This is a genomic window from Halomonas sp. A020 (assembly GCF_027943625.1).
In the GTDB taxonomy this organism is placed as follows: domain Bacteria; phylum Pseudomonadota; class Gammaproteobacteria; order Pseudomonadales; family Halomonadaceae; genus Vreelandella; species Vreelandella piezotolerans.
Genome location: NZ_AP022850.1, coordinates 2116395 through 2137057, shown reverse-complemented (window position 1 = coordinate 2137057; position 20663 = coordinate 2116395). Strand labels below are relative to the sequence as shown.

Sequence of the window (20663 nt, the reverse complement as noted above, 5' to 3'; positions counted from 1 at the left end):
AGCGTATAACGATACCGGAAAGCCCCCATAACGCAACTTGAACGGTGAGTATTGCAACGCTCACCCCATTTGCCGACAGTGCCTACACTTTCGGCGATTAAGGCGACACACCATGCAACCTTTGCTGCGCATTGCAGGCGCTTGGCCCTACTTGATGGCCATTTTTCTCAACGCTTTCGTAGATCTCGGGCATAAAATCGTCATTCAGAATACGATTTTCAAAAGCTATGATGGCGCGACTCAAGTCGTGCTCACCGCCTTGGTGAACGCGCTGATTCTGCTGCCGTTCATTTTGCTATTCAGCCCGGCAGGCCATGTGGCCGACAGCACGCCCAAAGTACGCGTGCTCAGGCTCTCCGCCTGGGCGGCGGTAGCGGTATCGCTAGGCATCACGGCTGCCTATTACCAAGGCTGGTTTTGGCTTGCCTTTGCAATGACGCTGCTGCTGGCCATTCAGTCGGCGTTCTATTCGCCCGCCAAGTACGGCTTAGTGAAAGGACTGTTTGGTAAACCGAGGCTCGCCGAAGCCAACGGGCTCGTTCAGGCGGTGACCATTGGTGCCATTCTGGCCGGAACGGTGGCATTCACCGCCCTTTTCGAACACTGGGTGACGTCTAGCGTCCACACGCCAGGTGAGCTGTTACGCAATATTGCCCCGCTGGGCTGGCTGCTGGTGCTTAATAGCGGCCTGCAGGTCGTCGCTCTTTATCGGCTCAAGCCGGACGACGCGCAGCCGGCGGCTACCCCGCTCACCTGGGCCCGTTACCGTAGCGGCGCCGTGCTGAAAGAGAATTTAAGCATTCTTGCCCATCAGCCTGTGCTACGGCTCTCCATCATTGGCTTAGCGACGTTCTGGTCGGTCGGGCAAGTGCTGCTGGCCGCCTTCCCCGCTTATGCCAAAGAGGCGCTCAGCATCGAGAACACGCTGGTGCTACAAGCCATTCTCGCCGCCAGCGGTATCGGCATCGCCCTGGGCTCGCTGTTAGCCAGCAGGCTCTCCCGCAATCGCATCGAAACCGGCTTAATACCTCTGGGGGCCGTGGGCGTCGCGGTGGGATTGTGGTGTTTGCCGTTGTTCACGACGCCCACGAGCCAAGCGCTGAACTTCGTGTTCATTGGCATGATGGGCGGGCTGTTTATCGTGCCGCTCAACGCCTTGATTCAGTTTCATGCGGCAGACCACGAGCTAGGCACGGTACTCGCGGCCAATAACTGGATACAAAACCTCTCGATGCTGGGCTTTTTGGTGCTCACTGCACTATTTGCGCTGGCAGGCGTGGACAGCCATTACTTGCTGCTGTTGGTCGCTAGCGTGGCAATGGTGGGCGGTGGCTATACGATTTTCAAACTGCCCCAGAGCCTAGTGCGCTTCATGTTGAGCTTTTTGCTCACCCGTCGCTATAAAGTGGACGTTCACGGGCTCGAGAATCTGCCCGCCCAGGGTGGCGTGCTACTGCTGGGCAATCACATTAGCTGGGTAGACTGGGCCATGGTGCAAATTGCCAGCCCGCGCCCGGTACGCTTCGTCATGCTGAAAAGCATTTATCAGCGTTGGTACTTGCGTTGGTTTTTCAAAGCGCTGGGCTGCATTCCCATCGAGCGCGGCGCTGGGGCAGAGAACGCCCTGGCAGCCGTTGCCGAACAGCTCAACGCCGGTGAAGTGGTGTGTCTGTTTCCCGAAGGAGCGATCAGCCGCAACGGCCAGCTCGGCGAGCTGCGCCGTGGTTATGAGCGTGCTTGTCAACAGACCCACCCAGACGTGCGCATCGTGCCATTTTATCTGCGCGGCTTGTGGGGCAGCCAGTTCTCACGCTCGTCGAGCAAGCTCAAAGAGCTACGTAACGCGCCGCTGCACCGCTCGGTCGTCGTCGCTTTTGGCAAACCGCTGCCTAACAACACGCCTGCCGATGTGTTGAAGAGGCGCATTTTCGAGCAAGCCACCCGCTCCTGGCAGCATGCCATCGATGAGCTCCCCACACTGCCCAGCGCTTGGATTCGCAGCGTCAAGCGCCGTCCCAGGGCAGCGGCGTTGGCCGACACCTTGAGCCGCCCGCTCAACGCAGGCCAAGCGCTCACTGCAAGCCTGCTGCTCGCCAAGCGCTTTCGCCATCGCAGCGTCAATGAATCGACGCTTGGCCTACTGCTGCCTACCAGCACCGCCGGAGTGCTGGCCAATATGGCTACGTTGCTGGCGGGCAAAACGCTGGTGAACTTGAACTACACCACTAGCCAAGCCGCCCTGGCCTACGCGCTGCAGCAAGCCGATATACGTACCGTCGTGACCTCGCGGCGCTTCGTGGAAAAACTGAGCCAGCGGGGGCTGGCGGTCGACGTACTCCTGGAAGGCCAGCAGGTGCTCTACTTGGAAGACTTGCAGGCAGGCTTCTCCCGATTGGAACGCATCGGAACGTTTCTTGCCGTACGCCTGCTGCCCGCTTGGTTGTTACAAGCGCTGTTCTGCTATAGCCGGGATGCGGACGCCACGGCGGCTATTCTGTTCTCCAGCGGTAGTGAAGGACAGCCAAAAGGCGTCATGCTCAGCCACCGTAACTTGATGGCCAATATCAAACAGACCTCCGACGTGCTCAATACCCAGCACGACGATGTGGTGATGGCCTCACTGCCGCTCTTTCATGCGTTTGGCTTTACCGTCACCCAGTTACTCCCACTGATAGAGGGGCTGCCGCTCGTCAGTCATCCCGACCCTACCGATGTCTCGGGTGTTGCCAACGCGGTCGCCAAACACAGCGCCACCATCATGTTCGGTACGTCCAGCATGCTGCGACTGTTCAACCGCAGTTCGAAGGTCACGCCCGATAGGCTCAAGAGCCTGCGCGTGGTGGTCGCCGGGGCAGAAAAACTCGACGATCGCGTGCGTGAAGGGTTTGCGGAAAAATTCGGCAAAGCTATTTATGAAGGCTACGGCGCGACGGAAACCGCCCCCGTGGCGGCCGTCAATCTGCCCGACGCCGCAGGCGTTCACTACCAGCAGGTACAAAAAGGCAATAAGCCCGGCACCGTCGGTATGCCGCTCCCCGGCACCAGCATCAAGGTCGTCGATCCTAAGAGCTTCGAGGAGCTGCCCACCCTTGAGCCAGGCATGATCGTGATCAGCGGGCCACAGGTAATGCAGGGGTATCTCGACGACCCTCAGCGTACCGAGCAGGCACTCAAAACCGTCGACGGTCAACGCTGGTACGTCACTGGCGATAAAGGCTTCATCGATGAAGATGGCTTTTTGACGCTCATCGACCGCTACACGCGTTTTGCGAAAATCGGCGGCGAAATGGTGAGCCTCAGCGCCGTCGAAACCGCCGTCAAGGCGGTCATCGAGGAGCCTGACACGCCAATGATGGCCGTCAGCCTGCCCGATGCCAACAAAGGCGAACGGATCGTCCTACTGAGCGAAGCCGCGCTAGATGCCAAAACGCTCAAGAGTGCGCTCCGCCAGCAAGGCACGTCCGCGCTGATGATCCCCAGTGACTGGCTCACCGTGGAAGAGATACCTCGCTTGGGGTCAGGAAAAGCCGACTTTGCAGGCGCAAAACGGCTTGCCGAGACGCAACTGGCCTCTTAGGTCAGACAATCTCCCTAGTAACAGGGCAGCGGTCTAGCCGCTGCCCTCTCTGATGAACTTACTCCGCACTGCCGTCCGGCGAATCACTTGAGTCGTTTGACTCGCTGGTCTCTCCAGTCGCTCTCTTTTGCTGGCCGCTCGTTGGTGCGGCACGCTCCCCACGCGCGATATCATGATGGCTAATCACCACCACGTCGCGGGGCCACCAATCGGGGTGTTCGTCTCGTATGTAGGCCATCAGCTTCTCGCGGACGTTCATTTCCGCGGTCCAGCCTGCCATGGGGTCTGAGGTCATCAGATAACAGGTGACCGTTTGCGCGTGCTCGGTTTGGCCAGTGACATAGCAGAGCAGCTTGTGGTGCTCGATCACGCTATCTTCTTCCTTGGCGAATTCGAAAAACTTCTCGCGTACCTGGGAGATATCCGCACTGAGGTGCAGGGTTAACTCCATAAAGCGATACATTTTGGTGCTCTTGACCGAGAGGTTTTCGAACGGCTTGGAGGTAAAGTACGTAACGGGGACGATCAGCCGCCGCTCATCCCAGGAGCGCAGGCGAATGAAGGTATAAAAAATCCCTTCCACGTAGCACCACTGTCCTTCGAAGATCACCAAGTCGCCAATACGGATTGGTTTGGCCAACGAGAGCTGAAACGAGGACAAAATATTGCCCAACACCGCCTGACCCGCGATACCCACCAGTACCGCTAACACGCTGGCAGACGCCAGAATGGATAGGCCTAAAGACTCAAACAGCTGGATTTGCCCAAGTACATAAACCGACACCGACACGACGGTGATCAAAATAATCACCCGACGCAAAGCGTAAAGCGAGGTTAACAGGCGACGCTTGTCTCTAGGCTTGGTGTCATCGATCTCACCCACCAAGCGGCGCGTCATGCGCAGCATGATGGTATCCACTAATCGCAGCGCAATGGTGCCAGCACCCCAGGCCATGATCGCAATCAGCAGTACTCTAAACGTCGTGGTAGCCACGGCCGAAAACGACACCACATAATCGAGCAGCATCTGAGTGACCAGCGACATCACGATCAGCGCGACCGGCACGCCGATTTGATCGGCAAAAATGGTCGACACGCCAGAGGGCAACACACGCGCAATGAGCCCGACAAGGTAATAGGTGGCGACGCCAACGATACCAATGATGACCAGAAAGACAGGAATTGCCAGCCACTCCCAGACTTTCAGGACGCCAAACGAGGACTTGAAACGTTCTGGGATGTAGCTCTCCAGCATGGAGGGGCCGTACTCTTCATAAAGCGTCGGAATCGACGACACGCTCTCCGGCATGATCAGCCAAACGGGGTCCTCTTCGCCAACGCGATAGCGACCCAAACGCACATCGTAGGCTTGTCCGTCTACGCGTAACGCGGCTAGCTCGATGTTGCGCCTGGGTTGGCCTGCCTGCGGGTTCTGGCCGGAAGGGTCCTCGATGGCGGCGTCCTGGCGTCCGGGCAAGTTAGACGCGTTTAGCCACTCGCCGCGGCGTAAGACCTCGGCAAGTTGTTTAGCCAACTCAGCCCCACGCGTTGCTTGCTCGCTGGGATCGATATCCGCAAGATTGAGCAAATGCGCCGCATCGGCGTAATTTTCCTCTTCGGTGAAATTCAAAAAGCTGCGAATGCTCTCCCTCGGCGACATGCGCTTCGCCTCTTCGGGTACGTCATCCAACCCGGTGTTGATCGCATCCATGGTAAACCAACGGGAGTCTGCGCTCTCCTCGCCTTGTGACTGCGCCATGCTTACGCTGGTAAAGAGCAGCGTAACGGCCAGCACACACCACATTGGCCACGCGCTGTGATTTTTCATACTTGCCTTATTGAGTGAAAGTGAGCCAATAATCGTCCATCAACCCGCGGCTTGCGCCGCCCGCTCACGCCCTCTCGTGAGCTATCCGTGTCGATGTTGGACCAAAGTACAGACCACGTTTCTCCATCAGGCAAGCGCGCAGATTAATGTTCAGGCTGTCCGGGAAAGGGAACGAACTCGTGCTCATCTCCTGGCGGCAGCTTGAAACGGCCGTGCTCGAAGTCACCCTCGACCCACGCCTGCTTGGCGGCGTCCAGCTTTTCACGTGAGGAGGCAACAAAATTCCAAGAGATATAGCGCGGGCCATTGAGGGTTTCGCCCCCCAGAAGCATCAACCGCGCGCCCTGCTCGCCCGCCATCACGGTCATCGCATCACCCGGCCGAAACACCATCATACGTCCTGCCTCGAACGTCTCGCCTGCCACGACAATCGCGCCAGAGGTAACATAAAGCCCACGATCTTCATGATGATCAGGCAGCGGTAGCTTGGCACCAGGGGCCAACACTGCGTCGGCATAAAACATTTCCGAAAAGGTCTGCACGGGGGAGCGCTCGCCCCAGGCACTCCCCAAAATCAGACGCACTTCTTTGCCTTCGCCGCGAAGCAGTGGAAGCGTCTCTTCACCGTGATGAGCAAAGCTAGCGGGCTTATCCTCATAAGCCTCAGGCAGTGCTACCCAGGTTTGAATGCCAAACAAGGAGTGATCCCGTTTACGGGTAGCGGAACTCGTTCGCTCCGAGTGGGTGACGCCGTTACCCGCGACCATCCAATTCACTGCGCCCGGATGAATCATCTGGTTCGTACCCAAACTATCGCGGTGCTGAAACTCCCCCTGGTAAAGATAGGTGACCGTCGCTAGCCCAATGTGCGGGTGCGGCCGCACGTCAATGCCCTCTTCACGCAGGAATTCGGCCGGGCCCATTTGATCGAAGAAGATGAACGGCCCCACCATTTGTCTTTTCGGAGCAGGCAGCGCTCGACGCACCTCGAAACCGCCGATGTCGCGGGCTCGGGGAACGATCAGCGTCTCAATGTCCTCCAGTCGGCCAGCATCAGGACAGTTTGGCTCGATATCAGGCATCCAACTCATTATCCGGCTCTCCACCATGTTTGCGTTCTGCGTCATAAGGGTATAGCGGATACAGAGCGGCACTGCCTTGAATAAACGTGTTGTCTCTCTCCTCGTCACGTTAGGCAATACGCTCAACTTATGCACAGACGACGCCACTAAATGTCATGATACAAGGAGCGTAGAACCTTTTTTCTCCGTCAACGTCAAACGGCGACGGCTTTTCGGCGAGCACAAACAGGATACTTCCATGCTGATCAAAATTGCCAAACCGAGTGATCTACACGAATCCGACGTCACGCCTGAATCGATCTATCTCTCCCGGCGACGCTTCATGGGCGGCATGGCGGGCTTGGGTGCTGGGCTTGCGCTCTCAGGGCGTGTCCACGCCAGCGATGCGTATACCGACGTTCCCGAGGGCAATGCGCCGCCTTGGCTCCAAGAAAAAATCAGCGAGACCGAATGGCGCAGCGTCACGCCCACTGATCCGGACAAAGATCGCATTGCCCCCTTCGATGATGCCAGCGGTTACAACAACTTTTTCGAGTTCGGCACGGACAAACGGGATCCGGCCCGCCACGCGGGCAGCCTACAAACGCAGCCCTGGAGCGTGGTCGTCGACGGCGAAGTCAATAACGGCGGGCGCATAGCACTCGAAGACCTTGCCAAACCCTCCCAGTTCGAAGAGCGCATTTATCGCCTGCGCTGCGTCGAGGCCTGGTCGATGGTGATTCCCTGGCTGGGCATCCCGCTGGCGGACATCATCCGGCGTGCCGAGCCCACCAGTAACGCCAAGTACGTTCGCTTCGAAACCCTGGTCGACCCAGAGCAGATGCGCGGCCAGCGCTCCTCCTTCTCGATCATCGAATGGCCCTACGTGGAAGGCTTGCGCATGGACGAAGCCATGCATCCGCTGACGATCTTGGCGCTGGGCATGTATGGCCGCGAGCTTCCCAACCAGAACGGCGCGCCCCTGCGCTTGGTCGTGCCCTGGAAATACGGCTTCAAGAGCATCAAGTCGATCGTGCGTATTTCACTGGTGGAAGAGCAGCCGCTCAACTCCTGGCAGCAGATCGCTGCCGACGAGTACGGGTTCTACGCCAACGTCAACCCCGAGGTCGACCATCCCCGCTGGAGCCAAGCCACCGAGCGTCGACTGCCCAACAGCCTGTTCAACACCAACACCATCGACACGCTGATGTTCAATGGTTACGCCGACGAGGTAGCCGAACTCTACGCAGGTATGGACTTGAGGAAGCACTACTGATGGGCAGCCACACACGTCGCTCCCCCCATGGCCAGACGAAATGGTGGATATGGCGGGCGGGCGTTTTTTTAGCCGCGCTCGCGCCGCTGCTCTACTGGAGCTGGATGGTCGCCAACAACGCCGCTGGCCCCGAGCCAGGGCGCTATCTGCTGCTCAATATCGGCACCGGGGGGCTGTGGATGCTGCTGCTCACCCTTTGCCTGACGCCGCTCACAAAGCTCACCCGCTGGAAAGGCTTTGCACTGATCAGACGCCAGCTAGGCCTCTGGGCGCTTACCTACGCTACGCTGCACCTGCTCAGCTACGCCCTGTTCATTTTAGGCCTCGACTGGTCTCGGCTGGGAAGCGAGATCATCAAACGGCCCTATATCATCGTTGGCATGATCGCGCTGATCGGTCTCGCCGTGCTGGGCGCGACCTCTAACCGCTGGGCGATGAAGCGCCTCGGTAAACGCTGGAAGCCGCTGCACAAATGCTCTTACGGCATTTTGGGGCTGGTGCTGCTGCACTTTTTCTGGGTGGTACGCGCCGACATGCAGGAGTGGGCCATGTATGCCGCCCTCGCAGCGCTCATCATGGCAACGCGCCTGCCGCCGGTGGCTCGCACGCTGCCTAAGCTCCGCACCCGCTAGGACGGCCAAGACCGATAAGGACACTGCCCGATGAGGAGGACGTGTTCACGCTGCGTTCAGCTTACGCGATGTAGGCTAGGTGAGATCCAAGGATGATGGAAAGGAGTCAGTAGGATGGCAGGACGGTATGTGGACGCGAAACGCTGGAACTGGGGATGGATGTCACTGTGCGTCGGCGGCATGGTGATGATGACACCAGCGGCCGACGCCGATGCGCCGTTACGCATCGAAGCGCTACAGCGCTGTGGCAACTTACTCACCCTGGACACGCAGGAATTCTGTCTCGATGTCAGCGGACTCAACGGCGCCGCGTACCGTGTAAAACTCGACGGCGAACCGCTGCCAGCCGATCACATCGAGCGGCAGGGTGACCTTTTACGCCTGCACATCGACGCGACGCAGGCCGAGAGCGGCCCGCTATGGATCGAACAGCAGGAGAGCGCCAGCAATCCGGTATGGCTGACGCTACGAGGCAGCCACGTAATCGCGGCCACGCAAGAGGACGTCGCCGATAACATGGACGGCATTAGCACCTATGTGAATCTGGTCAGCCTGATCATCGAAGAGAGCCACAACGGCGCCGAAGAGGCACGGCGCTTGGCGGATAAGTACGGTGCCGAGGTCGTGGGCATGATCCCCCCGTTGAACACCTACCAATTGCGTCTGCCCGCGAATGATCTGGATGAGAGGGATGCCCTGGTGCTGCGGCTCGGCAATGAGGTCAGCGTCGATGCAGTGGTCACCGAAGAGTCCGGCGCCGAGGAGAGCATCGAGCGCGAACCGAACGATACGCCCCCTGCCGCCGAAGACGATCGAGAGTGGGCCGCCAACCGCTTTCTCGATGCGGTGAACTTCTATCAACGGCGCATAGGGCGCGCGGGCGATGAGATCGACACCCAGCCCATTCGCATTGGGGTGATCGAGCGCAACGTCGATTTTGACGCCCCAGATTTCGCCGACTATCTGGGTGACTGCCGAGCGGACGCGCAGCGCACCTGCGTGTACGGCCGCGACGCCGACAAACCGGATGGCCACGGCACCACGGTCGCGGGGGTCTTCGCCGCCGCCTGGAACGAGGGCGGCAACAGTGGCTTTCTGCGCGGGCTAGATGACGTTGGCCCAGGATTTGACGTGATCGTCGACCGCAATTCGGATGCAGGCATTACCGCCAACGTCGCCGCTTCGGTGAATTTGGTCGAAGACGGTGCCCGAGTGATCAACTGGAGCTGGGGCATCCACCGCGTCGGCGCAATCGACATCAACGGCGATGAAGTCGACTCCCTAGTACGCTCCGGCATCGCCATGAGCGGCTACGAAGAGCTGCTCGAAGAGTTCTTCCTATGGCTACGCGAGGAGCACCCCGACGTGGTGGTGGTCAACTCAGCGGGGAACGCCTCGTCGTTTTCCAGCCGAGACGAATACCGCCTGCCCTCCTCGTTCGTCACCGACCAGCTCTTCGTGGTGGGCGGGCACGAGCGCAGCGAGCAAGACGTCCCGGTCAACGACCCCGGTTATGCAGTCAAACGCAACGCCTCCAATATCGATATGCGTGTGGATATTACCGCGGCCGCCTGCGTGCATGGCTCCACCGCCGTGGCGGGGGAAACGGGCGAGGCCCACTGCGGTACGTCTTATGCCACGCCGCTGGTCGGCGGCTTGCTGGCAGCGATGATGTCGATCGACCCCGCGCTCTCTCCGGCTCAGCTACGCATGCTGCTAAGGCGCAGCGCCATGACCATCGGCGAAGAGTACGACTTCGAACCCACCGATGCCGACGATCTCACCGCGCCGATTCTCCCCTCGGAACGCGCCAACGAGCTGAATCATCCCGATATTGGACGCTCTGCGCGGCTCGATATGTACAAAGCGCTCGACTTGACCGTGCAGAGCCTGAGCCGCGAACGCTAAGCGTGATACAAGTCAGCATCATGACGCAAAAGTCAAAGTGGCCCGCAGCTCGGCCTTCGCCTATTCTTAGAGCGTTTTCAAAGGGATGACGACGAATGGGACTTCAAGAGATCGCCATCGGCGGTATTTTCATAAGCCCGCTGCTGGTCTATGCGCTGATTGGCCTCATTGCCACCCTGGTCGTGCGCTCGCTGCTGCATCGGGTGGTGGGGCACGTCGCGCTTTGGTATGAGGCGTGGTTCGATATTTCGCTGTTTATCATCTTGACCGCCGCCACCACTTTTTTATTCGCGACGGTGCTCGCACATCCCTAATGGGCTGAGCCCATGTTTTTTACCTGATCGAGACACGCCTATGCGCCCATCGCTGAGAGTGCTGCTGACGCTACTGATCGTCGCCATCGCCATCGCCGCAGGGGCGTGGCTATGGCGCTACTATCTTTACACCCCCTGGACACGGGACGCCCGGATTCATGCGGACGTGATCACCATCGCCCCCGACGTCACCGGCTGGGTAAAGCGCCTGGACGTTGCCGATACCGACTATATTGCCCAGGGCGACACGCTGTTTACCATCGACGATACCCGCTACCAAGCCGCCGTCGATAGCGCCCAGGCGACCCTGGAGCATCGGCAAGCCACCCTGGAGCTCAACCGTGCCGAAGCAGGCCGTCGCAACCAGTTGAGCAACCGCCAGGCCATTAGCGCCGAGGCCCAGCAGATCGCCCAGATCAACTCGCGGATAGCCGAAGCCGATGTCAAACAGGCGCAGTCGGCGCTGGAGAGCGCGCAGCTCGATCTCGCCCGTACCCAGGTCGTCGCCCCTGTGAGAGGGCATGTACTCAACGTTCAACTCACCAGCGGCAACTTCGTCAATCGCGGTACGCCAGTGATGGCGCTCATCGCCGATGACTCCTACTACGTCATGGGCTATTTCGAAGAGACCAAAATGGCCTCCATCGAGGTGGGTGACCCGGTCGAAGTGGTGCTGATGAATGGCAATACCCACTTGAACGGACGCGTCGCGGGAATTGGCCGCGGCATTGCCGACAGCAACACGGCGCTCAATCAACAGCTGCTTCCCCAAGTACAGCCCACGTTTAGCTGGGTGCGACTAGCGCAGCGTATTCCTGTGCGCATCACCTTGGACGATGTTCCCGACGACACCCTGCTCAGCGTGGGCATGACCGCCACCGTGCGCGTACGTCCTGAACCGAGTGCTCAGGCCACTTCGCCGTAACCATGCCGCCCTTCTTACGCACCTATCTCACGCCCAGCGCCACGGCGGTAAAATTTGCCATTAAAACCACGCTGGCCATGATGCTGGCGCTTTATGTGGCGCTGGCCTTCGACGTGGAGCGCCCCTACTGGGCGTTGATTTCGGCAGCGTTTCTACAAATTTGCCCCATGAGCGGCATGGTGGTCGAGAAAGGCATTTGCCAGCTAGGGGGCACCGCGCTGGGCGCCCTGGTGGGTATCTTCATCATGGCGCTGTTTGCCCAGGCACGGGTGCCTGCCCTGCTGACGCTGACCTGTTGGATCATGCTGTGTACCTACGTCGGCTCGCTGTGGCGCAATAACTACACCTACGGCTGCCTCATGGCGGCCGTAACGGCCATGCTCATCGTGGTCATTTCCAGCGGCAGCACCCCGGCGGGCATTTTCGATATCGCCGTCGCGCGCATGACCGAGCTGGGGCTAGGCGCCCTGTGCGCCATGCTGGTCAGCGCGCTACTGTGGCCATCGCATGTGGGCACGCATTTAGCGACCCAAGCCGACACGGTGATCAACGAGGCCTTCACCCACGCGGCGTTGCGGTTAGATGCCAGCGACGACGTCACCGCCATGCAACACGCATTGCGCGGCAGTCTCACCCCGCTCACCGTGCTGGAAACCGACAGCCAAGCTGCCCGCTTTGAAGGCCCTGCTGGCCCAGGCCGGGTGCGCGCCACCCACGTACTCACCCGGCGCACGCTACGCTTTTTCGCCACGCTGCAGGCACTTCACCAACTGATGCTCGACCACGCAGACAGGCTAGCCCCCCACAGCATCGAACTCGCCCGCCGCATCGCCCAAGAGTTTCGCGATGCCGAGCACGTCAAGGGCGTGACCGAGGCCAGAGCGGCCCTGCAGACGCTGCGCACCCATGTACATACATGCGATGAGCCAACATCGGAAGCGCCGTTGGATCGTCGCGTTCGTTTGGGCCTGCGGGAGACGATTGGCCACGCCATGGTCATGCTGGATGCCCGCGAGGCCATTGCCCACCCGAGCCGCCATCGGCTGCGCTCCACCCCGCTGGCCTGGCACCGCGACCACCTCTCGGCAGGCATCAACGCCCTCCGCTCGGGGCTGCTGTTTGCCCTATTGGCCACGTTTTGGATCGTCACTGCCTGGCAAAGCGCCATGATCGCGATGATGCTGGGAACGCTGTTCTCTGCGTTTTTTGCCAGCCGCGACAACCCCATTGCCATCACCATGATGTTTTACAAAGGCATGCTGGCCGCGATTCCCAGCGCGTTTCTGTTTGGCCATGTGCTGCTGTCGCAAGTCAACGGCTTCCCGCTGCTGGCGCTGATTTTTGGTACCCCGCTATTTCTGGGGCTACTCGGCGCCACCCAGCCGGCCACCATGGGGTACTGCCTCGCGTTTACGATTTTCAATATTCTGCTGACCATGCCCGGTAACGGCATGGATTTCTCGTTCGATGCCTTTGCCAACCGGGCAGTCGCGGTCGTGATTGGCTTGACCAGCGTGGTCATGGCCTTTCGCTTGCTGCCGGGGCCCGGTGCCAAGCTGCGTAAACGGCGTCTGATCAACGCCATTACCCGCGACATTAACGACCTCAGAAAGCGCGCCACCCATCAAGCGGAAACGCGCTTTAGCGGCCATATGGCCGACCGCCTGCTGCACCTAGCCCAGCACGATGACCTGCTGCCAGAAGAGCAGCGCCACCTCTTCGTACTGGGGCTCACCGGGCTCGACGTGGGTACGGCCATCCTACGCCTGCGAGATCAATTAGATACCGCGCCGCACCCACACATTCGCGAGGCCCACGCGCATTTGCTGCGCACGCTTGCCAACGGTTTTGAAGCGGGTGCGAACGGGCGCCCTCCTCAGGGCATTCTCGACGCGGGGCAACAGCTGGATGATGCTCTCGCCCGCCACGACAACGTGACAGGCGATCGCCGCGTGCTGCTGAAAGGCTTGGTCGAGCGACTAGATCTGGCGTTGGAGCGGTTGGCGCGCCTCATGGCGGAACGAACGACATAACTCTTCGTGCTCATTGACGACGTCGCTCCACCCGAGGCGCATGCTGAGCCATTAATGCCTCTACCCAGTTCATGAACACGCGCAGCTTGGCACTCACGTGCCGATTCGGTGGAAAAGCGATATACATGGGCATCGGATCAATGTGCCAATCGTCAAACAAACGCACCAGGTCACCGCGAGACACATGCTCTCGGGCCATATAATCCGGGAGCCAAAGGACACCGAGCCCCGCCAAACCAGCGGCCAAACCCGCGTTCCCGTCATCAACCGAGATCACGTAGCTCCCTTGCACGGTGACACTCTCGTCATCACGCCTCAAGGTATTGAGAAACGCCATATTTGTCCGCTCCCACCTGAAATTCACCATGTAGTGGGGTGGGAGTGACAGCGCCTGCGGGTGCGCCGGATAACCACGCATTTCCAGATAACCAGGTGTGGCATAAACCCCCATCGTCAAATCCCCCACCCGACGTGCCACCAACGATAAGTCCGTCATCTCTCCGCCGCGAACGACGCAGTCCACGCCTTCTTCCAAAAGGTCCACTCTGCGATCACTCACCCCTAGATCGAGCTGAATCTCGGGATACCGAGCGTAGAAAGCGGGCAAGGCTGGAATCAAGATCATCCGAGCAAACGGACTGGGCACGTCGACCCTCAGTCGGCCGCGTGGCTGCAGCGACGCAGCAGAAAGGCTTGTTTCGGCATCGTCCAGGTCGGCCAGCAGCTTGATGACTCGCTCATAGTAAGCGGCCCCATCTGCGGTCACATTCACCTTGCGGGTGGTGCGATTCAACAGCTTAACGCGCAGCCGCCCCTCTAATTGCTGCACGAGCTGCGTCACGCTGGTCTTACTCAAGTGAAGTGTTTCCGCGGCCTTGGTGAAGCTGCCCGTTTCCACGACACGGGCGAATGCTTGCATAGCATTGAAACGATCCATGGCTGAATCAAACGCCTCGACATTGTTTGAAATATCCAAACAATGTTGAACAGAATTGGCCGTTTATCCACCCCCTGTCGCCGCCATAAAGTGATATCACCGTCAGTAACGAGTCATTTTTTAATTACGAATGGAGATAGTTACATGGCTAAGCGCGACGTCGTTTTCCCCAAGGGCCGCCAGGCGCTTTATGAGCAGAACGCCTATTCGGCGGCTGTCCGCACCGGTGATTTTTTATTCGTGTCGGGCCAGGTTGGCAGCCGTGAAGACGGCTCCCCCGAGCCAGACTTCGCTGCCCAGGTACAGCTCGCCTTCGACAATTTGCAGCGAGTTTTAACAGCGGCAGGCGCTAGCTTCGAGGATATCGTCGATGTGACGAGTTTCCACACCGACCCCGACACTCAGTTCGAGACGGTGATGGCCGCCAAAGCACGTGCGTTTCCAGAAAAGCCCTACCCCAACTGGACGGCGGTCGGGGTGACGTGGCTGGCGGGATTCGACTTTGAGATCAAGGTCATCGCTCGGCTCCCTGCATAACCGTTCGTCATACACTTCAGCGGCCACCTTCAGGCGATGCTTGCTTCGCTTTGGGTAAATCTTGGCGGCTGTCCTACACTGGGTAGGCACTACAGGACACCATTGCTTGGCAAGGAGGCTCAGCATCACTTCTGCCAGGTAGTGCCATTCGCTAGATCAGCATAAGGAGCATGCCGTGACAGCTACCCGTACGCATACCTATCAACGTGGGCTGCCCCTCTTTCATTCGGTGTTTTTGGTGGGGTGTCTGCCGCTGTTTCTAGGCGCCACGCTCAGCGACTACGCCTACGCCAATAGCTATCAAATCCAGTGGGCCACCTTCGCCGCTTGGCTAAATGCCGGTGGATTGGTGTTTGCGGGGCTCGCATTGCTTAGCGCCCTCATTAGTTTCTTCCGTGCCAGGTCGCGCAGCATCATTCTCCTGATCTATCCCGCACTATTGCTGCTCACGTGGGTGCTCGGCTTTGTGAACGCCCTGATCCACTCGCGAGACGCCTGGGGCATGATGCCGATTGCTTTTGCCCTCTCCATGGTGGTCACCATTTTTGCGGGCACCGCCGTTTGGATGGGATTTTCCCGTTTTGGCCACGGAGGTAAACCATGAAGCGCGCTCTACGACGTCCGCATTGTTATGCCGCGCCGCTCTGTTTGATGCTGGCAGCCGGTAGTGTCAGCGCCCAAGAGTTCACCCGCTACGGGCCAAACCCCACGCTACCCGAGCCTTCCCGCGGCCTGCTGCCCAGCATGAGCGTGCCCGAACCCGCCGAGTGGGGCGACACTCTCCCTAACGTGCCCGAGGGCTACACGATTACCGCGATAGCCACCGACTTGCAGATCCCCCGCCAAACCCTGGTGCTGCCCAATGGCGATATTTTGGTGGCAGAAGGCAGCGGTGGTAACGCCCCCTCTCTCAAGCCAAAGGATTTCGTGGCTGGGCTGATCAAATCACAAGGCACGACCTCCGTGCAGAGCGGTAACCGGCTGACACTGTTACACGATGGCGATGGCGACGGCCGCTATGAAGAGCAAACCACCTTTGCGGAAGATCTTAACGCTCCCTACGGCCTCGCGCTGATCGATGACACCCTCTATGTCGCCAACCAGGATGCCCTGGTACGCTTCGATTACGAAGAGGGCCAAACCCAGGCCATCGGACCACCCGAGGTGGTTACCCAGCTCCCCGCCGAGATCAACCACCACTGGACCAAAGCGATGACCGCCAGTGCCGATGGGGAGTTTCTGTATGTAGGGATTGGCTCCAACAGCAACATCACCGAGCGCGGTATGGAGGCAGAGGTCAATCGCGCCGAAATTTGGCAGATCGACCCTGACACCGGCATGCACCGGCCCTATGCCACGGGGCTTCGCAACCCCACCGCCATGGCGATCCAGCCCGACACCGACCAGCTATGGACGGTGGTCAACGAGCGTGACGAGCTAGGCCCAGATCTCGTGCCTGATTACCTCACTACCGTTCAAGAAGGCGGCTTTTACGGCTGGCCCTACAGTTACTGGGGCCAGCATGTCGACCCCCGCGTGCAGCCTCGCAACCCGGAGAAAGTCGAAAGTGCCATCGCGCCGGATTATGCCCTAGGCTCCCACGTGGCACCGCTCGGCCTGGCTTTCTCGAACGCGTCCATGGGTGATGAGTTTGCCAACGGGGTGTTCATTGGCGAGCACGGTAGTTGGAACCGCGCCGACCCCGTTGGCTACAAAGTGGTGTTCGTACCCTTTAGTAATGGCCAGCCCAGCGGTGACCCCGTCGATTTCGTCTCGGGCTTTCTCACCGATGACGGCAGCACCCGTGGTCGCCCGGTGGGGGTGACCGTCGACCCCGACGGTGCACTGATCATTGCCGACGATCTCACTAACGCCATTTGGCGCGTGACCCCGGACGACGCGTCAATGAGGCGCGAGTGACCAGCCCGTGCGCTTGTTTAAAACCCCATCACGCGGCGGCGCACCGGCCTAATAGCCACCAGCGCCAGCACCACCAACGCTAACCACTCCAACCAGTGGGGCAGTAGCTCTTGCACTTGGCTGGCCTGCTCCACTGGGTTCCAACCGGCCAAGGCAACGGCCGCATCGAACAGCCAGCCGACTAGCACGGTCACGGTGAGCACGCAGACAAGGTAGACCGCCAACGCGGTATTACCCAACTCGCGGCGCAAAATGGCCAGCGTTGCCAAGCTGGTAATCGGCCCTGCCAGCAGGAACACCAGCGCCATTCCCGGCGAGATACCGGCTAACAGCAACCCAGCGGCCACCGGGGTAGCCGCCGCCGCACAGATATACAGCGGGACCCCTACCACGGCCATCAGCATGAGCGCCAACACACCGCCCGAAAACTGCGCCAGCGTATCCGGCGGCACCAGCGTCACCAACACACCCGCCAGCAACAGTCCGGCAAACATCCACGCGCTGATATCATCCAATAGGTCGCTAAAGGCATAGCGCAGCCCCGCTTTCAAGCCACCCGGCTCATCGGCGTTAGCGTGATGGTCATGGCAACCGCTCGAGGAGCAACAGCCAGCGGAAGCGACGGCGGGGCTGGCTTTTGCAGCATCGCGGGTAAAACCGACCAGCAGGCCCGTCACAATGGCCGTTGCTAACGCGCCAGCCACACGGACCACCGCCATCAACGGGCCTAGCAGCACGCTGGTGAGCAATATGGAGTCCACACCTACGCCTGGGGTACTGATCAAAAACGAGGTCGTTGGCCCGCGTCCCGCGCCGCCCCGGTGCAGGGCAATCGCAGTGGGAATCGCCCCGCAGGAACACAGCGGCAGGGGCATGCCAATCACCGCCGCCCTCACGATGCTGCCCAGGCCGCGCCCGCCCATCCAGCGCTGTAGCAAGCTTTCTGGCAACCATGCCTTGATCATGCCGGCAATCACCAGCCCCAGCAGCAGCCACGGGGCCGCCGTCAGCGCAATTTGCAGCAGCTCGGTCATCAGCGTCATGTCATCACCTGCTTGTCCACTCGGGGAATAAGGACTAGCCTAAACCCTGTCATCGTTACAGGGTCAAGCCATGACACACGTCTACCGCATTGGCGAAGTGGCCGCCCGCACCGGCTGTTCACCGGAGAGCATTCGCCACTACGAGAAACTCGGCCTGCTGCCGCCCCCACAACGCGGTGAACAGGGCTACCGACACTACGACCAGGCGGCGCTCGAGCGCATCAGCTTCATTCGCCATGGCCGCAACCTGGGGCTAGACCTGCACAGCATTCAGGAGCTGTTAGCGCTCTCAGACCACCCTGACACCGACTGCAGCGCCGCCGATGACATTGCTAGCCGCCATCTCGCGCACCTGGAGGCGCGCATTGCCAAACTGCAGGCGCTAGCGGACGAGCTGCGCCAAGTGGTGCACCAGTGCCGGGGCGGCAAAGCCGCCGACTGCCAAATCATCCAAACGCTGTATGAGCACCAGCCCAGCTGCAGTGACACCCGCTGTGGCGACAGCCAATCTTTGCTCAAATGACGCGCGGCCATCCCCCAAAGGAACTGCCCATGATCGAAACGAAGGAAGAACTCGAGGCCATCAAAAAGACATGCCAAGCGATGGTGACCAAAAGTGCCGGACTCTCAGCGGGCACCGCCATCATCCCCGTACCGGGACTGGATATCGGCTCGGACGTGGCGATTCTGATGCGCATCATCCCCAAAATTAATAGCCAGTTTGGCCTGACACCGGAGCAAATCGACGGCCTGGATACCGAGAGCAAGCTGTTCGTCATGACCGCTATCTCCAACACCGGCAGCAAGATGGCGGGCAAATACATCACCCAGAACCTCATCGTCTCGCTACTTAGCAAAATGGGCGTTCGGGTGGCGGCAAAAGGCGCGTCCAAGTTCGTACCGCTGATCGGCAGTGCCGTGGCAGGCGGCATCAGCTTTACCGCCATGAAATACATGGGTAACAGCCACATCGACGACTGCTACCGCATCGCACTCGCTGCCCTAGAGCACCGCCAGCTCGAACGCGCGGTAGAGGACGACGCCGTGATCGAAACGGACGCGTACACACCCACCGACGGCCCCACTCGCCCTGATTCATAAGGCAGCGTCCGTCGGCAATGGTATGCTGGAGCGTCTTGTCATCTTATCTAGGAGAAAGGAATGCCCGCTTATATCGTTTTGACCCGTGAGCGCACCCACGACAGCGAAGAGATGCAGCGCTATAGCGAAAAAGCCAAAGCCGCCCGCGAAGGCCACGACCCGCAGCCGCTAGCGTTTTACGGCGATGTTGAAGTATTGGAAGGCAGCGACATGGAAGGTGCGGTGATTCTACGCTTCCCCGACATGGCCGCCGCCCGCGCCTGGTACCAAAGCCCCGCCTACCAAGAGGCCCGCAAGCACCGCTTCCAGGGCGCCGATTACCGTGTCTTCCTGGTGGATGGCCTGACAGAGGCATGAGACTCCCCAAACAAGCGCCACGCTGTTAAGGGCAGAAAAAGTGGCTAGGCTGACGCATGTAACGCTTCCATCAGCCTCAGGAGGACATCATGGACGCTCCGTCACCCGACACACTCTACCTGGATGCCGACGGTGCCACCGGCTATCCCAACGCCGCCTTACCGGTGCTGATTTACCGGCATGTCGTCGACACCAGCGACGCGGAGAAGCGAGCCGACGCATTCGAACGCCTGTTCCAACGCCACCACTGGCTGCCCGCTTGGCGCTATCACCTCTACGACTTCGATCACTTTCACTCAACGGCTCATGAGGCATTGGGTATCTTTCGCGGGCAAACCCTGGCACGCCTGGGGGGTCCTAACGGCCGCACATTGATGCTTTATCCTGGCGATGTGTTGGTACTACCTGCCGGTGTCGGCCACGCCAGTCTGACCGCCGACGATGATTTCTGCATGGTGGGTGCCTATCCCCCTAACCAGCAGCCCGAGATCGAGCTCGGTGACCCCGCACGACTCGGCGAAGCGCAAAACCGCGCAGCCCGCGTGGCGATTCCCGAGTTCAGCCCGGTCGGGGGGCCATTGAGCGATCTCTGGCAATCGGCGACGCCTTGATAAGACGGATTCGCCGCCTTACCGCCCCTTATCGGCTCACAAAATGAGCCGATAAGCCAACGTATTCGGCTCAGCCGGTCTTTCAGCCGCTGCTATCCGCCCAACAACAGCTCACGCTCGATGGGGATGAACTCGCTCGCGGCATTGATGAGCGAGGCGGCGGTGAGCTGGGGCACGCCGTAGACCTCGACACGTTTACCGTGCACCTCACGGATTTTCTGGGCTAACAGATCGAAGTCGCCATCGCCGGACACCAGCACCACCACATCCACCTTCTCGGCGTATTCGATGGCATCGAGAGTGATGCCGACGTCCCAGTCGCCCTTGGCGGAGCCGTCCGCTCGCTGAATGAAGGGCTTGAGCCGGACATCAAACCCAATCGAGCGAAGGATAGTTTGGAACTCGCGCTGCTTGGCATCGCCCTTATCGATGGCGTAGCAGCGGGCGGCCACCACCTCCCGGTTCGCCGTCACCTTGGCCCAGAAACGGCGGTAATCGAAGTGTTTGCCGTAGGCCTCGCGCACGGTGTAATAGACGTTCTGGGTATCGACGAAGATGGCGACGCGGGTCATGGAAAAGGCCTCGGCAAGTAATAACACGCCA

General features: G+C 59.9%; 19 protein-coding genes. 14 read left to right on the top strand and 5 right to left on the bottom strand.

Annotated elements, in window-relative coordinates:
• The first annotated feature begins 112 nt into the window (after positions 1–112).
• Positions 113–3577, top strand: coding sequence for an acyl-[ACP]--phospholipid O-acyltransferase (locus FRH_RS09910; RefSeq protein WP_139525197.1), 3465 nt, complete (start codon positions 113–115; stop codon positions 3575–3577).
• A gap of 58 nt (positions 3578–3635) precedes the next feature.
• Here FRH_RS09910 and FRH_RS09905 read toward each other — a convergent pair whose 3' ends face one another.
• The gene (locus FRH_RS09905; protein WP_139525196.1) at positions 3636–5405 is read right to left on the bottom strand and encodes a mechanosensitive ion channel family protein; all 1770 of its coding nucleotides are present in this window, start codon (positions 5403–5405) and stop codon (positions 3636–3638) included.
• A gap of 143 nt (positions 5406–5548) precedes the next feature.
• Positions 5549–6496 (bottom strand): pirin family protein, encoded by a 948-nt coding sequence (locus tag FRH_RS09900; RefSeq protein ID WP_139525195.1) that lies wholly within the window; start codon positions 6494–6496, stop codon positions 5549–5551.
• A 229-nt stretch (positions 6497–6725) separates the two neighbouring features.
• Here FRH_RS09900 and msrP point away from each other — a divergent pair, with 229 nt between their 5' ends.
• The 6 genes from msrP to FRH_RS09870 all read left to right on the top strand — a co-directional run bounded on the left by msrP (position 6726) and on the right by FRH_RS09870 (position 13554).
• Positions 6726–7742 (top strand): protein-methionine-sulfoxide reductase catalytic subunit MsrP, encoded by a 1017-nt coding sequence (gene msrP / locus FRH_RS09895; RefSeq protein WP_054641270.1) that lies wholly within the window; start codon positions 6726–6728, stop codon positions 7740–7742.
• Positions 7742–8374, top strand: coding sequence for a protein-methionine-sulfoxide reductase heme-binding subunit MsrQ (gene msrQ, locus FRH_RS09890; RefSeq protein ID WP_139525194.1), 633 nt, complete (start codon positions 7742–7744; stop codon positions 8372–8374). Before msrP ends, msrQ begins: the two co-directional genes overlap by 1 nt.
• Positions 8375–8488: 114 nt before the next feature.
• Positions 8489–10282 (top strand): S8/S53 family peptidase, encoded by a 1794-nt coding sequence (locus FRH_RS09885; RefSeq protein WP_281996796.1) that lies wholly within the window; start codon positions 8489–8491, stop codon positions 10280–10282.
• Between the two features lie 95 nt (positions 10283–10377).
• On the top strand, positions 10378–10596 hold the full coding sequence (locus FRH_RS09880; RefSeq protein ID WP_139525193.1) for a DUF1656 domain-containing protein: 219 nt from the start codon (positions 10378–10380) through the stop codon (positions 10594–10596).
• A 40-nt stretch (positions 10597–10636) separates the two neighbouring features.
• Positions 10637–11521, top strand: coding sequence for an HlyD family secretion protein (locus FRH_RS09875; RefSeq protein WP_139525192.1), 885 nt, complete (start codon positions 10637–10639; stop codon positions 11519–11521).
• Between the two features lie 2 nt (positions 11522–11523).
• Positions 11524–13554, top strand: a complete 2031-nt coding sequence (locus tag FRH_RS09870; protein WP_281996795.1) for an FUSC family protein — start codon at positions 11524–11526, stop codon at positions 13552–13554.
• A 10-nt stretch (positions 13555–13564) separates the two neighbouring features.
• On the opposite strand, the gene FRH_RS09865 is transcribed toward FRH_RS09870, so the two are convergent.
• The gene (locus FRH_RS09865) at positions 13565–14491 is read right to left on the bottom strand and encodes a LysR family transcriptional regulator (RefSeq protein WP_139525190.1); all 927 of its coding nucleotides are present in this window, start codon (positions 14489–14491) and stop codon (positions 13565–13567) included.
• Between the two features lie 144 nt (positions 14492–14635).
• On the opposite strand from FRH_RS09865, the gene FRH_RS09860 reads away from it, so the two are divergent.
• The 3 genes from FRH_RS09860 (at position 14636) to FRH_RS09850 (ending at position 16948) form a co-directional block, all read left to right on the top strand.
• A complete protein-coding gene (locus FRH_RS09860; protein WP_054641267.1) occupies positions 14636–15028 on the top strand; it encodes a RidA family protein in 393 nt (130 codons plus the stop codon).
• A gap of 175 nt (positions 15029–15203) precedes the next feature.
• Entirely contained in the window at positions 15204–15632 is a 429-nt protein-coding gene (locus FRH_RS09855) for a hypothetical protein (RefSeq protein ID WP_139525189.1), read from the top strand.
• Complete coding sequence (locus FRH_RS09850; RefSeq protein ID WP_281996794.1) at positions 15629–16948, top strand: sorbosone dehydrogenase family protein; 1320 nt, start codon at positions 15629–15631, stop codon at positions 16946–16948. The genes FRH_RS09855 and FRH_RS09850 overlap by 4 nt, the downstream gene beginning before the upstream one ends.
• A 17-nt stretch (positions 16949–16965) precedes the next feature.
• On the opposite strand, the gene FRH_RS09845 is transcribed toward FRH_RS09850, so the two are convergent.
• Positions 16966–17991: an SO_0444 family Cu/Zn efflux transporter gene (locus FRH_RS09845; protein WP_281996793.1), complete on the bottom strand. Its 1026-nt coding sequence runs from the start codon at positions 17989–17991 to the stop codon at positions 16966–16968.
• Between the two features lie 70 nt (positions 17992–18061).
• Here FRH_RS09845 and FRH_RS09840 point away from each other — a divergent pair, with 70 nt between their 5' ends.
• The 4 genes from FRH_RS09840 to FRH_RS09825 all read left to right on the top strand — a co-directional run bounded on the left by FRH_RS09840 (position 18062) and on the right by FRH_RS09825 (position 20060).
• A complete protein-coding gene (locus FRH_RS09840) occupies positions 18062–18514 on the top strand; it encodes a helix-turn-helix domain-containing protein (protein ID WP_054641266.1) in 453 nt (150 codons plus the stop codon).
• 29 nt (positions 18515–18543) lie between these two features.
• Positions 18544–19092 (top strand): hypothetical protein, encoded by a 549-nt coding sequence (locus FRH_RS09835; RefSeq protein ID WP_231125512.1) that lies wholly within the window; start codon positions 18544–18546, stop codon positions 19090–19092.
• A gap of 60 nt (positions 19093–19152) precedes the next feature.
• On the top strand, positions 19153–19449 hold the full coding sequence (locus FRH_RS09830) for a DUF1330 domain-containing protein (RefSeq protein ID WP_139525186.1): 297 nt from the start codon (positions 19153–19155) through the stop codon (positions 19447–19449).
• A gap of 89 nt (positions 19450–19538) precedes the next feature.
• Entirely contained in the window at positions 19539–20060 is a 522-nt protein-coding gene (locus tag FRH_RS09825) for a cupin (RefSeq protein ID WP_139525185.1), read from the top strand.
• A 92-nt stretch (positions 20061–20152) separates the two neighbouring features.
• On the opposite strand, the gene FRH_RS09820 is transcribed toward FRH_RS09825, so the two are convergent.
• Positions 20153–20632, bottom strand: a complete 480-nt coding sequence (locus FRH_RS09820; protein WP_139525660.1) for an NYN domain-containing protein — start codon at positions 20630–20632, stop codon at positions 20153–20155.
• Between the last annotated feature and the right edge of the window lie 31 nt (positions 20633–20663).